At 62.7% G+C, this 14,128-nt stretch carries 8 protein-coding genes; 3 read left to right on the forward strand and 5 right to left on the reverse strand.

The annotated features are described in order from the left end of the window. Positions 1-20: 20 nt before the first annotated feature. The 5 genes from ACSAMW_RS05725 to tpx form a co-directional block, all read right to left on the reverse strand. Positions 21-1,454: an efflux transporter outer membrane subunit gene (locus ACSAMW_RS05725; protein WP_500593082.1), complete on the reverse strand. Its 1,434-nt coding sequence runs from the start codon at positions 1,452-1,454 to the stop codon at positions 21-23. Next, positions 1,451-4,558, reverse strand: coding sequence for an efflux RND transporter permease subunit (locus tag ACSAMW_RS05730; protein WP_500593083.1), 3,108 nt, complete (start codon positions 4,556-4,558; stop codon positions 1,451-1,453). The genes ACSAMW_RS05725 and ACSAMW_RS05730 overlap by 4 nt, the downstream gene beginning before the upstream one ends. Next, positions 4,555-7,743: an efflux RND transporter permease subunit gene (locus ACSAMW_RS05735; RefSeq protein WP_500593084.1), complete on the reverse strand. Its 3,189-nt coding sequence runs from the start codon at positions 7,741-7,743 to the stop codon at positions 4,555-4,557. The genes ACSAMW_RS05730 and ACSAMW_RS05735 overlap by 4 nt, the downstream gene beginning before the upstream one ends. Further along, positions 7,740-9,038 (reverse strand): MdtA/MuxA family multidrug efflux RND transporter periplasmic adaptor subunit, encoded by a 1,299-nt coding sequence (locus ACSAMW_RS05740; RefSeq protein ID WP_500593085.1) that lies wholly within the window; start codon positions 9,036-9,038, stop codon positions 7,740-7,742. Before ACSAMW_RS05740 ends, ACSAMW_RS05735 begins: the two co-directional genes overlap by 4 nt. Before the next feature lie 163 nt (positions 9,039-9,201). Beyond that, entirely contained in the window at positions 9,202-9,702 is a 501-nt protein-coding gene (gene tpx / locus ACSAMW_RS05745; RefSeq protein WP_500593086.1) for a thiol peroxidase, read from the reverse strand. A gap of 203 nt (positions 9,703-9,905) precedes the next feature. Here tpx and ACSAMW_RS05750 point away from each other — a divergent pair, with 203 nt between their 5' ends. The 3 genes from ACSAMW_RS05750 (at position 9,906) to ACSAMW_RS05760 (ending at position 14,126) form a co-directional block, all read left to right on the forward strand. Continuing rightward, positions 9,906-10,415: a sigma-70 family RNA polymerase sigma factor gene (locus ACSAMW_RS05750; protein WP_500593087.1), complete on the forward strand. Its 510-nt coding sequence runs from the start codon at positions 9,906-9,908 to the stop codon at positions 10,413-10,415. Beyond that, entirely contained in the window at positions 10,412-11,371 is a 960-nt protein-coding gene (locus tag ACSAMW_RS05755) for a DUF4880 domain-containing protein (protein ID WP_500593088.1), read from the forward strand. Before ACSAMW_RS05750 ends, ACSAMW_RS05755 begins: the two co-directional genes overlap by 4 nt. An 88-nt stretch (positions 11,372-11,459) precedes the next feature. Further along, the gene (locus tag ACSAMW_RS05760) at positions 11,460-14,126 is read left to right on the forward strand and encodes a TonB-dependent receptor domain-containing protein (protein ID WP_500593089.1); all 2,667 of its coding nucleotides are present in this window, start codon (positions 11,460-11,462) and stop codon (positions 14,124-14,126) included. The last annotated feature ends 2 nt before the right edge of the window (positions 14,127-14,128 follow it).

Raw genomic sequence — 14,128 nt, forward strand, 5'->3', positions numbered from 1 at the left:
CGAATGAACGGTAGTACAGATTATTGCTCAGCGTCCCACCCTCCCCCCAGGGCAACAATCAGGTTCACGCTGGCCACCAGGCGGCTTTGAAGCAGGCTGAGTACGCTGCGCTCATTGCTCAATGCCGTGGCTTGCACTGTCACCACATCCAAGTAGCCAATCAGCCCTGCGCGGTATTGGTTGGTGGTCATGCGCAGGGAGTCACGCGCGGCAGCCAGTGCCTCATCACGCAAGGTCGCCTCATTGTCATACACCTTCATCTGGCTGAGGTAATCCTCGACTTCACGCATGCCATCCAGCACGGTCTGTCGGTATTGGGCCACGGTCTGGTCGTAGGCCGCTTCGGTCCGCTCTACCTCTGCCGAACGCTGCCCCCCATCGAACAACGTGAGAGCCAGTTCCGGCCCCACCGACCAGAAGCGGTTGGGTAAGGTGAACCAGTTGGACGAGGTGCTGGAGCTGTAGCCACCGCTCATGCTCAGGGTGAAGTCCGGGTAGTAAGCGGCCTTGGCGACCCCAATCTGTGCATTGGCGGCGATGACAGAACGCTCGGCAGAGGCGATGTCCGGGCGCCTTTCCAGCCATTGTGAAGGTACACCCACCGGCACCTCCGGCAAGGCAGGCACCTGCTTGACCTCAGCCAGGCTAAAGGTGGCCGGGGCCTGCCCCATCAATACAGCAATGGCATTTTCAAGCTGTGCACGCTGCCACTGCAGGTCTACCAGGTCCGCCTCGGTGGTTTTGAGTTGAGTGCGGGCCTGTGCCGTGGCATCGCTGCCCGCCACCCCGGCACGGTATTGGTTCTGCGTCAGCGTGAGGGAGCGCTGGTAGGCGTCCACAGTGGCTTCGAGCAACCGTTTCTGTTCATCCAGCACACGCACCTGCAGGTAGTCCTGCACCAGCTGGGATTGCAGGCTCAGGCGCATGGCGGCCAGGTCAGCCTGGCTGGCACCGGCATTGGCTTTGTCCGCTTCCAGCCCGCGGCGCAGCTTGCCCCATAGGTCGGCTTCCCAGCTCACGCCTAGCTGGGCATTGTAGGTATCGCGGATGCCGCTGCTGGCATTGCTCAGGCTCGACCCACTGCTGCCACTGCCTTGAGCGGCCCGGGTCTTGCCCACGTTCAGCCCCAGGCTGGGGTAGAACGCCCCACGGGCGCTGCGTACCAAGGCCTGTGCCTGGCGGTATTGGGCTTCATATTGGGCCACCGTCTGGTTATTGCGATTCAAGGCATCGACCAGGGCATTGAGTTGAGCATCCTGGTACACCTCCCACCAATTGCCCCGGGCACGCTCGTCCGCCGGGGCGGCTTGGCGCCAGCCCTCGGCCTGCTTGAACTGCGCAGGTGTTGCCAGCGCAGGGCGCTGGTAGTCGGGGCCTACGGCACAACCGGCCAGCCAGGCTGCGCAGCAGGCCAGCGCCAGGCGACGAACGCGAAGGGATACAGGCACGGTCATAGCGGTTTTTCCAAAGCAGCATCGGTACGTACGCCGCGCCAGCGGTTGAACCGGTGGCGCAAGCGGTCGAGGGCAAGGTACACCACAGGCGTGGTGTACAAGGTCAGCACCTGGCTGAGCAACAGCCCGCCGATGATCGCCACACCTAGCGGCCGGCGCATTTCCGCGCCATCGCCGCTGCCCATGAGCAAGGGCAAGGCGCCCAGCACGGCTGCCAGCGTCGTCATCAGGATAGGCCGCAGGCGCAGCAGGCAAGCACGGCGGATGGACTCCAGGGGGGCCAGCTGGGCTTCGCGCTCCAGTTGCAGTGCCAGGTCGATCATCAGAATGGCGTTTTTCTTCACCACCCCTATCAGCAGGAACAACCCCAACAGAGAGATCAGGCTGAATTCGCCACCGGTAAGGTAGATCGCCAGCAACGCGCCCACGCCGGCCGACGGCAAGGTGGACAGGATGGTCAGCGGGTGAATATAGCTTTCGTAGAGAATGCCCAGAATCAGGTACACCCCCACCAAGGCGCCCAGGATCATCCAAGGCTGGCCTTTCTGGGAATCGATAAAGGCGTTGGCATTGCCCCCCGCCTTCACGATCAGTTCGTCCGGTATGCCCAAACCGGCCAGCCCTCGTTCGATGGCCGCCGTAGCGCGGTCCAGGGGTACGTTTTCGGCCAGGTCGAAGGAGATGGACTCGGAGGCAAACTGCCCGTCATGGCTCACACTGTCATTGGCCAAGCTGTTTTCGTAGCGGGCGATGGATGCCAGGGGCACGCGTTTGCCACTGCTGGTGATCACTTGCACCTGGTCCAGGGTAACCGGGTCCTGGGCGTAGCGGGGGTCGATTTCCATCACCACCTGGTATTGGTTCAGGCTATCGTAAATGGTGGAAATCTGCCGTTGGCTATAGGCGTTGTTCAGCACTGTCATCACAGTACTCATGTCCACACCCAGGCGCTTGGCCTGGTCCCGGTCCACCACCAGGGTGACCTGGGCGGTGCCTGCCCCGTCGCGGGCATCGATGGACGTGAGTTCCGGCAACGAACGGAACAGCGTCACGATCTTGGGGAACCAGGTCCGCAGGCTGGCCAGGTCCCCGCTTTGAATCACGTACTGGTACTGGGAGCCAGCGCTGTCTCGGGCACCCCCGAACTGCAGGTCCTGGTCCGCGAACAGCACCAGGCGGCCACCGGCGATCTTTGGCACCTCCCGGCGCAACCGGTCGATCACTTGCTGGGCGGACACCTTGCGTTCAGCCAGGGGCTTGAGCCGCACTAGGATTGTTGCGTTGTTGGTGCCGTTGTTGCCGCCCAGGGTGGCCGCCACGCTTTGCACGGCGGGGTCAGCCAAGATCGCATCGCGGAAGGCGTGCATCTTGGGTTGCATCACCGTGAACGACAGCCCGTCATCGCCCCGGATAAAGCCCATCAACTGGCCAGTGTCCTGTTGCGGCATAAAGGTTTTGGGCACCACCACGTACAACGCCACGTTCAGCACGATGGTGGCCAGCAGTGACAGCAGGGTCAGCACCGGGTGGCGCAGCACCCAACCCAGGGTACGGTCGTAGCCCGCCATCAGCCGCTGGTTGCCGGCTTCGCTCCAGCGCTCCAGCCGGTTCTGCGGGCCGGGCGCCCGCGGCTTTAGCCAGCGTGCGCACAGCATGGGCGTGAGGGTAAGCGAGACCACCAAAGACACCACTACCGCCGCGGCCAACGTGATGGAGAACTCCCGGAACAGGTTGGCCACAATGCCGCCCATGAACAGGATGGACAGAAACACCGCCACCAGGGACAGGTTCATGGCCAGCAGGGTAAACCCGACTTCCTTGGCGCCCAGATAGGCCGCTCGCAGCGGCGCCACGCCTTCATCGATGTGCCGAGAGATGTTCTCCAGCACCACAATGGCGTCATCCACCACCAACCCGGTGGCCAGGATCAACGCCATCAAGGACAGGTTGTTCAGGGAAAAGCCATACAAGTACATCACCGCAAAGGTGCCAATCAGGGACACCGGCACCGCCAGTGTGGGGATCAGCGCCGCGCGGCCATTGGCCAGGAACAGGAACACCACCAGTATCACCAGCACCACGGCAATCAGCAGGGTGCGTTCAGCTTCATGTAGGGTGGCCTTGATCACCGTGGTGCGGTCCATGGCCACGTCCAGTTGCGCGCTGGCGGGCAACAGCGAACGCAACGCAGGCAGGTGGGCCTTGATCGCTTCCACCGTTTCGAGGATGTTGGCGCCGGCCTGGCGGTTGATTACCAGCAACACCGCATCCTGGCGGTTGTAGAAGCCGCTGTTGTAACGGTCTTCCACGCCATCACTGACCTTGGCCACATCTCCCAGGCGCAGGATGGCGCCATCCTGCTGACGAATGATCAACGGGCGGTAGTCGCTGGCCTGCTCCAACTGGTCGTTGGCCTGCACTTGCCATGCCCGCTGCGCGTCTTCCACAAAGCCTTTGGGCTGGCGCACGTTGGCGTTGTCGATGGCGGCACGTACATCGTCCAGGGCGATGCCGTACTGGTTAAGGCGCGCAGGCTCCAGCTCGATACGCACAGCAGGCAGCGAGCTGCCGCCGATCTGCACCTCCCCTACCCCGTTCACCTGCGCCAGGGTCGGCGACAGAATGGTAGACGCCATGTCATACAGCTTGCCCTTGCCCAAGGCCGGCGAGGTCAGCGCCAGCACCATCACCGGCGCCTGGGAAGGGTTGATCTTCTTGTAGGTGGGCATGCTCTTCATGCCGCTGGGCAGCAGGTTGCGCGACGCGTTGATGGCCGCCTGCACATCCCTGGCCGCACCGTTGATGTCCCGCCCCTGCTCGAATTGCAGAATCACCCGCGTAGAGCCCTGGCTGGAACGGCTGTTCATGCTGGTCACCCCGGAAATGGCACCGAACGCCCGCTCCAGGGGGGTTGCCACCGAAGACGCCATCACCTCAGGGCTGGCCCCGGCCAGGTTGGCGCTGACCACAATCACGGGGAAGTCCATTTCCGGCAGCGGTGCCACGGACAGCTGGCTGAAGCTTACGGCCCCCAGCAGGATGATCGCCAGGCTTAGCAGTAGCGTAGCGACCGGGCGCCGAATGAACGGGCTGGACAGGTTCACGCCTGCACCTGCTGGCCCGTGCGCCGGGTGAAGCGACGGCTGGTGCGGTCAAACCACAGGTAGATCACTGGGGTGGTAAACAGGGTGAGCAACTGGCTCACCAGCAAACCGCCCACCATCACCAGGCCCAGGGGTTGCCGCAGCTCAGCGCCCGACCCTGTGGCGAACATCAGGGGAATGGCGCCAAACAGTGCGGCCAGGGTGGTCATCAGGATGGGCCGGAAGCGCAGCAGCGCCGCTTCGTAAATAGCCTGCTCCGGCGCCAGCCCGCGGCCACGCTCGGCCTCTAGCGCGAAGTCGATCATCATGATGGCGTTCTTTTTCACAATACCGATCAGCAAGATGATGCCGATAATGGCGATCATGCCCAGGTCCTTGCCGCTGATTAGCAAGGCCAGCAAGGCACCGACGGCGGCCGAGGGCAAGGTGGACAGAATGGTTATGGGGTGGATGTAGCTCTCGTACAGCACGCCCAGCACGATGTACATGGTGACCACAGCGGCCAGCACCAGCAGCAGCGTGCTGGACAACGAGGCCTGGAAGGCCGCGGCGGCCCCTTGGAATTCGGTCTGCACGCCCAACGGCATGCCAATGTCGCGCTGCACCTGCTCGATCACCTCCACCGCCTTGCCCAGCGCCACGCCGTCGGCCAGGTTGAAGCTAAGGGTGACGGCCGGGAATTGCCCCAAGTGGGAAATGGCCAGTTGCGCCTGGCGCTGCTCAATCCGGGCCAGGCTGGACAGCCGAACCTGCGTGCCTGCTGTTGTGGTAGTGCTGTCTGTAGTGCCATTGGCCGATGAGCCGGTGCCGCTGGCCATCTGGCTATCGGCGCTGGTGCTTGAACCGGTGCTGGCCGACGCCTTGACGTACAGCTGCTCCAGGGCCTCGGGCCCAATACGCCCACCGTCCGCCGACTGCAGCACCACACGGTACTGGTTGGCCTGGGTATAGATGGTGGAAATCTGCCGCTGGCCAAAGGCGTCGTACAGGGCATTGGTGATGTCCGACACCTTCACCCCCAGGCGCATGGCCGCATCCCGGTCGATGTCCAGGTACACCTGCAAGCCCTTGTCCTGCAGGTCGCTGGCCACGTCTCGAAGCTCTGGCCGCTGGTTCAAGGCGTCCACCAGCTTGCCTGTCCAGTCCGCCAGCAGGTCGGCATCCGGTGAGGCCAGGCTGAACTGGTACTGGGTACGGCTGACCCGGTCTTCGATGGTCAGGTCCTGCACCGGCTGCATGAACAGGCGCACGCCTACCAATTGGTCCACTCGGGGTTGCAGCCGCGCAATTACCTGGGCGGCACTGACCTCCCGCTCGCCGTGGGGCTTGAGGTTGATGAGCAGGCGCCCACTGTTGAGGGTAGCGTTGTCGCCGTCCACCCCAATATAGGACGACAGGCTTTGCACGGCCGGGTCCTTCAGGATGATCTCGGCCAAGGCCTGCTGGCGTTCGCCCATGGCCTGGAAGCTGGCGGCCTGGGGCGCCTCGGACACCGCCTGGATAAACCCGGTGTCCTGCACCGGGAAGAAGCCCTTGGGTACGGCCAGGTACAGCACCACCGTAAGCCCCAGGGTGGCGACGGCCACCAGCAGCGTGAGGGGCTGATGCCGCAGCACCCAGGCAAGCCCTGTGGCATACCGGGCCACCAGCCAGTCCAGCCAGGCACCGCTGGCTTTGTAGAACCGGGACTGCTCCCCTTCCGGCGGTTCGCGCTTGAGCATGCGCGCACACATCATGGGCGTGAGCGTGAGGGACACCACCAAGGAAATAAGAATGGCGACCGCCAGCGTGATGGCGAACTCCCGGAACAGCCGGCCCACTACGTCGCCCATGAACAGCAGGGGGATCAGCACGGCGATCAGGGAAAACGTGAGGGACAGCAGCGTGAAGCCGATCTGCCGGGCGCCTTTGATGGCCGCCTGCATGGGCGTCTCGCCTTCTTCGATGTGCCGGGCGATGTTCTCCAACATTACGATGGCGTCATCCACCACAAAACCAGTGGCGATGGTCAGCGCCATCAATGTCAGGTTGTTGACCGAGAACCCCGCCAGGTACATCACGCCGAAGGTGCCGATCAACGACAGTGGCACCGTAATGGAAGGAATGAGGGTGGCGCTGAGCCGGCGCAGGAACAGGAACGTCACCATCACCACCAGGGCAATGGCAAACAGCAGCTCGGTTTGCACGTCGTGCACCGAGGCCCGAATGGTCTGGGTACGGTCGCTGAGTACGGTCACATCCAGGCCAGCGGGCATGCTGGCGGTGAGCGTGGGCAGTACGGCTTTTACCCGGTCCACCACGTCGATCACGTTGGCACCGGGCTGGCGCTGAATGTTCAACAGCACCGCCTGGTTGCGGTTGGCCCAGGCTGCCAGGCGCTCGTTCTCGGCGCCGTCCACAATGTCGGCCACGTCCTGCAGGCGCAGCGGTGCACCATTTTTGTAAGCCAGGATAAGGTCGGCGTACTCCTCGGGGGAGCGCAGCTGGTCGTTGGCATCAAGCATCGAGACCCGGGTAGGGCCGTCGAAGTTACCCTTGGGCTGGTTGACGTTGGACGCGGTAATCAAGGTGCGCACGTCCGCCAGGTTCAACCCGGCCGCGGCCAGTGCCTGAGGGTTGACCTTGATGCGCACCGCATGGCGCTGGCCACCGGCAATGCTCACCATGCCCACGCCGCCGATCTGTGCGATTTTCTGCGCCATGCGCGTGTCCACCAAATCGTTCACCTTGGGTAACGGCAGGGTGCGCGAGCTGATGGCGATGGTGAGCACAGGGGTGTCGGCAGGGTTGACCTTGTTGTACACCGGGGGGGCCGGCAGGTCGTTGGGCAACAGGTTGTTGGCGGCGTTGATGGCAGCTTGCACTTCCTGCTCGGCCACATCCATGTTCAGCGCCAGGCTGAACCGCAGGGTAATCACCGAGGCGCCGCCAGAGCTGGTGGACGCCATTTGGTCCAGGCCTGGCATTTGCCCGAACTGGCGCTCAAGGGGGGCCGTGACCGCGCTGGTCATTACCTGCGGGCTGGCACCGGGGTACAGGGTCATTACCCGAATGGTGGGGTAGTCCACCTGGGGCAGGGCTGAGACAGGCATCAGCCGCCAGCCGATCAGCCCGGCCAGAACAATGGCCAACATGGTCAGCGTGGTAGCGACCGGCCGCAGGATGAACAGGCGGGATATGTTCATGCGCCAGCCTTGGTCGAACCTGTGGTGTCGCCTGGCGTGGTGCCCTGTAGGTGTTCACTGGTGCCAGCAGGCAGTGCACGGTTGTCGTTCACCACCTCCACTTCCCCGCCGTCACGCAAGCGGTCCGTGCCTTCCAGCACAATACGGTCCCCCTGGGCCAAGCCGCTTTCAATCACGGTAGAGGTGCCATCGCTGGCGCCCACCTTCAATTGCCGCACCTTTACGGTTTTTTCGCCGTCCAGCACATACACAAAGGTGCCGTCATTGCCGAACTGGATGGCCGCACTGGGGGCCAGCACCACACCGTGCAAGGTGTCTACCAACAGGCGCACGTTCACAAACTGGTTGGGGAACAGGTGTTCGTCCTTGTTATCGAACCGTGCCTTGAACTTCAGGGTGCCGGTGGCGGTGTCGATCTGGTTGTCCGGGCTGGCCAGTACACCGCTGGCCACCAAGGCACGGTCGGCCCTGTCCCAGGCCTCCACCCGCAACTGCTGCCCCTCACGGTAGTGAGCCAGCACGGCGTCGATCTGGGTTTCCGGCAGGGTGAAGGCAATGCTGATGGGCTGCATCTGCGTCACTACGGCCACGGCGGTGGAGTCGTTGGCCGCCAGCAGGTTACCGGCATCCAGTTGGCGCAACCCTACCCGGCCTGAGATCGGTGCGCGGATATCGGTGAATTGCAGGTTGAGCCGGGCATCCTCAATGGCGGCGGCGTTGGTCTTGACGGTGGCCTGGTACTGGGCCACCAGCGCTTCCTGGGTGTCCAGGGTCTGGCGGGCGATACTGTCCTGGGCGAACAAGTCCCGGTAGCGTTTAAGGTCCAGTTGCGCGTTTTTCAGCTGTGCCTGGTTTTCACCTTGGGTGCCTTCGGCCTGTTGCAAGGCGATGCGATAGCTGCGCGGGTCGATCTGCGCTAGCAGGTCGCCAGCCTTCACGTGCTGGCCTTCCTGGAAGTTGACCTTCACCAACTCGCCCGCCACGCGTGTGCGCACGTTCACCGTGTTAAGGGCCGTCACAGTGCCTAGTGCCTTCAGGTAAACCGGGAAGTCGCCCACGGTCACGGTACCGACACGAACGGGTGTTGCCCCGGCGGCATTCCCGAACCCTGGGCGCATGGGGTTGCCACCGGCGCGGCGGCCAGCCCCTTGCGCGGCAGCCGCCTGCTCACCGGTGGAGGCCGCTTGGCGGTGTTTCCAGTACCAATAGGCCGCGCCGGCTACCAATAGCAGCAACAGCACAACCAGCAGGCGCTTGATCAGGGGGGAACGTGGGTGCAGCGGACGATCGACCATGGTACGGCTCAGCTTTCCTTCAGGACGCTGAACGATAAGCACTTGGGCGTGATTCGCAAAGCGCATTTACCGGTCTTTTACGTATCGGCCACCTGACAGGGCCGATACGTATCGACAATGTGCCGCACACTGCGCGGCAGAGAGGCCGCGCAGCTGAGGGTGATTACTTCAGAACAGCCAATGCCGCCTCGTAGTTCGGCTCTTGGCCGATCTCCGGAACCAGCTCGCTGTACAGCACTTTATCCTGCTCATCCAGTACTACCACGGCACGGGCCGTCAGGCCTTTCAATGGGCCTTCGGCAATGGCCACGCCGTAGGCCTGAATGAACTCGGCACCGCGCAGGGTGGACAGGTTGACTACGTTTTCCAGCCCTTCGGCGCCGCAGAAGCGCTTCTGAGCGAACGGCAGGTCGGCCGAGATGCACAGCACGGCGGTGTTGTTCAGCTCACCGGCCTGCTTGTTGAACGTACGTACCGAGGTGGCGCAGGTGGGCGTGTCCACACTGGGGAAAATGTTCAGCACTTTGCGCTTGCCGGCAAAGGCACTCAGGGACGTATCGCTGAGGTCGCCGGCCACCAGCGAGAACGCAGGCGCCTGGCTGCCAGGCTGAGGAAGCTGGCCGTCAACACGGACCGGGTTGCCCTTGAGGGTGACTTGAGCCATGAAAGGGTTCCTTTAGGTGAGGGTGGGTGAAAACGGCGAGTTAACCATGAATGGGCGGTAATCACCATGAACAGCCGTTGGAGAATTACGAGCGTCTCTGGGGCGCGCATGAATAAAAATAGAATAAATATGTTCTTTTTTATTCTTTATTACGCTTTTCGTGTTTCTTCCATGATGGCGTCTGTTTTCCAGGCAGGCCCGACATGGATTTCGATTCCTCTCCAACGCAGCAGCTCATGGGCAAACTGTTTGCTCAGAACTACGAGTGGCTGTGCGGCCGCCTTCGTAGCCGCCTCAATTGCCGGCACAGCGCCGAGGACATCGCCTCGGAAACCTTCGTCCGCCTGCTGGGCCTGCCCGACCCCCATGTGATTCGCGAACCGCGCGCCTTGTTGACCACGATTGCCAGGCGGCTGCTTCAGGAAAGCTGGCGGCGGCGTGACTTGGAGCGCGCGTACCTTCAGTTGATGAGCGAAATGCCCCGGCACGTTCAGCCTTCGCCGGAAGAAATCCATGTGTTCGTGGACAGCCTGCTGTATTTGGACCGCTTGCTCGACACCCTGCCCGGCCAAGGCAAAGCAGCGTTTATACATAGCCAGCTTGGTGGCCTTTCCTATGCTGAAATTGCCACTCGCCTGGGTATTTCCACAAGCCGGGTACAGCAGTACATGACCCAGGCTTTCAAACTGTGCTACCAGGCGGTGGACGCATGAGCAGCCCGGCCATCGACCGTGTGCTCGACGAAGCCGCCGAGTGGATGGCACGCCTGCGGTCGGGCGATATCAGCGAGGCAGAGCGCTGTGCGTTCGAGACCTGGCATGACGCACACCCCCTCCATCAGCAGGTGTTTGCGCGCATGGCCGAAGGAGTTGCCCACGCCAAGCCGTTAACCCTGCCGCCGATGCACCCTGAGCACGTGATCGCGGCACTGCAAGCACCCTCCAGCCGGCGGCGCTTTGTGCAAAGTGGTATGGCCGGTTTGACGCTGCTTGGCGCTTCGGCCCTTGGGCTACGGTTTTCAAGCGGGCCATTGTGGCCGTCGAAAGACTTGCAGACAGCGACGGCAGAACGGCGGACATTCGAGATACCCGGCGGCGGCCGGATGACCCTAAACGCGCGTACGCACCTTAGCGTTACCGAAGCCACGACCCTGCGCCTCTGGCACCTGCACACGGGTAGCTTGCAATTGGAGTGTGCTGGATTACCTACGTCTGTAGAAACGCCGCTGTGCCGGTTCGACGCTGAACCCGGAGCCCGCGCACTCATCGAGCGCCACGGCGCAGGCCAGGTGAACATGACGGTAGTGGCGGGTCGGGTGGAGTTGATCACGCCAGCCAGCGACAGGCTGAGTGTGGACACAGGGCAAAGCGTACAGGTAGCGCCTGCCCTCGCCCCGGTACTGGGCTTAGCGGTGCCCGAGGCTGGCGCATGGCTCCATGGCTTGGTCGAAGCCCGCAACCAGCCCCTTGGCGAGCTCGTTGATGCATTGCGTGCTTACCGCACGGGCATTATCCGTATTTCCCGAGCTGCCTCGGGCTTGCACATCAGTGGGCGGTTCCCGCTGAACGATACCGCCAAGTCATTGCGCCTGATCGCAGCGAGCCTGCCTGTGAAAATGACTCAGTATGGAGCGCTGTGGACCCGCATCGAACTGGTCACGAATGCATAAGCTCAGTACAAAACGATCCAAGGGATGTGTGCAGGTTCTCGCGCCTGGTTGCTCATTAGGAGGACATTTCCTTCACAGAACACCCACCATGCCCAACCTGATCCACGCGTCATTTCGCCATTCCTGTCTATCCCTCGCTGTCGCCCTCGGCAGTTGCCTCGCCCTGCCCTGCCCCGGCTACGCCGCCAGTGCAGCGGAGCAGTTGGAAGATTACTCGATACCCTCAGGTGATCTCGGCCAGACCTTGCTAGAGATCTCACGCCGCAGCGGCGTGCCGATTTCCTTCGACGCCCAGCGCGTGGAAGGGCAGCAAGCCCCAGCGCTGCAGGGGCGCTTGAGCAGCGATCAAGCCCTGGACCGCGCTCTGGAAGGCAGCGGCCTGGCACACACCCGCACGGCTGATGGCATCGTCGTTTCACCGCCGCCGGTAGCGGCTGCCAATGCAAAAGGCAACGCCGACGACACACACCTGGAACAGATTATCGTCACTGGCACAAGGGCCCATGAGCGTACGGCCAGCGCCTCCCTGTCGCCCATCGACATCATTTCCGGCGAAAACCTCAGTGCCAGTGGCTCGGAGGAACTAGGCGCGGTGCTGGCACGGCTGATCCCGTCGATCAATTTTCCTCGCCCCAGCCTGGTGGACGGCGCTGAACTGGCCCGGCCCGCACAACTGCGCGGATTGTCACCGGACCAAGTACTGGTATTGGTCAACGGCAAGCGCCGACATACCGGTGCCTTCGTTAACCTTGGTGGGGCCACAGGCCGGGGTTCTGCGCCCGTGGACCTGAACGCCATTCCCCTGTCGGCCGTGGACCACATTGAGGTGCTGCGCGACGGCGCCTCGGCGCGCTATGGCTCCGATGCCATCGCCGGTGTCATCAACGTCATACTCAAGCATGACGCCAGTGGCGGCTCGGTTAGCACGCGCTACGGCCAGTACAACAAGGGCGACGGCATCCAGCGCCAGGTCGCCGCCAACGCTGGCACGGCACTGGGCGACAGAGGCTGGTTCAACCTGTCGGCCGAATCCAGCGATAACGATTACACAGACCGGGCCGGTACTGACCTGCGCTCGGCGAGCAGGGGTTCGACCACGTATGGCGAGCAGGTATTCCGTCAAGGCGAGCCGGCCAATGACAACCTCAAGCTGTTCCTTAATAGCCAACTGGAGCTGAACGACCAAGCCCAGCTCTACACCTTCGGTGGCTATCGAAAAACCCACGGGGAGACCGCCGGGTTCTACCGCGCCAGCAACAATTCCGGCAACGTTGCGAGCATTTATCCTAACGGTTTCCTGCCGTTGATCGACGGCACCCTGGAGGACTCGTCGCTGACGGCTGGCGTTCGTGGAGACTTGGGCAACCAGTGGCGCTACGATCTGTCGGCCGGCTACGGCCGCAACGACTACACCATCGGCACCCGCTCCCTCAACGCTGCGCTGTTCGCCGACACCGGCAGCACGCCGTTGCATTTCAACAACGGCAAGCTGACCAGCGACCAGCAACAGGTGAGCCTGGACATTTCGCGAGACTTCGACATCCGTGGCCTGGAGGCACCGTTGTCGGTCGCATTCGGTGCCGAATACCTCAACCAAGGCTACGAAATCAAAGCCGGCGACTGGCAGTCCTACTACCGCAGTGGTAGCCAGGGGTACGCGGGCTTCCGTGACGCCGATTCGGGAAATTGGAGCCGCCACAGCTTCGCGCAGTACCTGGACCTGGAGACCAACCTGACCGACAAGTTTGCGGTCTCTGCCGCCGCGCGCCACGAAGATTACAGCGACTTCGGCGCCAACATGAGTAGCTCGCTCGCCGGGCGCTACGATTTCACACCCAAGGTTGCGCTTCGCGGCAGTATCTCCAGTGGGTTCCGGGCGCCCTCGCTGGCGCAGCAGCACTTCGCGTCCACCTCCTCCCAATTGATCGATGGGGTGATTCAGGAGGCAGGCATCTTTCCGGTAGACGCCCAGGTGCCGCAACTGCTGGGGGCCGAGGATTTGAAGGCCGAAAAATCGCGCAACTATAGCCTGGGGCTGGTGCTGCGCCCGGTGGACAACCTGCAGGTGACGGCGGACGTCTACCGCATCGACATCCGTGACCGCATCACGTTGTCGTCCAACCTGCGCCTTAACCAGAATGCACTGGACTATCTTCAAGGCCAGGGCGCTGGCGACACCAACTACACCAGCCTGCGCTACTTCACCAACGGTGCCGACACCCGCACCACCGGTGTCGACCTGGTAGCGACCTACCTCTACCGCTTCGACAACGGCGTGCGCTGGACCACCACCGCCGGCTACAACTACAACCACACCAAGGTCACCGACACCAAGCAAGACCCGGCCATTCTCGCGCAGCTCGGGCTGGCCACCACGTCTTTGCTGGAACGGCGCGAACGCCTTGGCCTGCTGGGCGATACCACGCCGGAGCACAAGCTCACCCTGGGCAACGACTTCACCCTTAACAACTGGACTCTGCACAGCAACCTGGTGCGTTACGGCACCTACACCAGCTACCAGAACGACACCAGCCTTCCAGACCAGAGCTTCTCTGCCGCCTGGTTGCTGGACCTGGCCGTGGACTACAGCTTCAACAACTGGCTGTTTACCGTGGGCGGGGACAACGTCACCAACCAGGTGCCGGAAAAAATTGACTTCGCCAATAGCTCAGGGGGCAACCTGAAATATTCGACCTTTTCCCCTTACGGCTACAGTGGCGCGTTCTACTACGCCAAGTTGACCTATGCCTGGTGACA

The organism is Pseudomonas sp. AB39(2026) (assembly GCF_059831485.1).

Excerpts from the sequence above, each read along its gene's own strand:
- ACSAMW_RS05725 (WP_500593082.1), bottom strand. The coding sequence starts at position 1,454 with ATGACCGTGCCTGTATCCCTTCGCGTTCGTCGCCTGGCGCTGGCCTGC.
- ACSAMW_RS05740 (WP_500593085.1), bottom strand. The coding sequence starts at position 9,038 with ATGGTCGATCGTCCGCTGCACCCACGTTCCCCCCTGATCAAGCGCCTG.
- ACSAMW_RS05750 (WP_500593087.1), top strand. The coding sequence starts at position 9,906 with ATGGATTTCGATTCCTCTCCAACGCAGCAGCTCATGGGCAAACTGTTT.
- ACSAMW_RS05755 (WP_500593088.1), top strand. The coding sequence starts at position 10,412 with ATGAGCAGCCCGGCCATCGACCGTGTGCTCGACGAAGCCGCCGAGTGG.
- ACSAMW_RS05760 (WP_500593089.1), top strand. The coding sequence starts at position 11,460 with ATGCCCAACCTGATCCACGCGTCATTTCGCCATTCCTGTCTATCCCTC.
- tpx (WP_500593086.1), bottom strand. The coding sequence starts at position 9,702 with ATGGCTCAAGTCACCCTCAAGGGCAACCCGGTCCGTGTTGACGGCCAG.
- ACSAMW_RS05735 (WP_500593084.1), bottom strand. The coding sequence starts at position 7,743 with ATGAACATATCCCGCCTGTTCATCCTGCGGCCGGTCGCTACCACGCTG.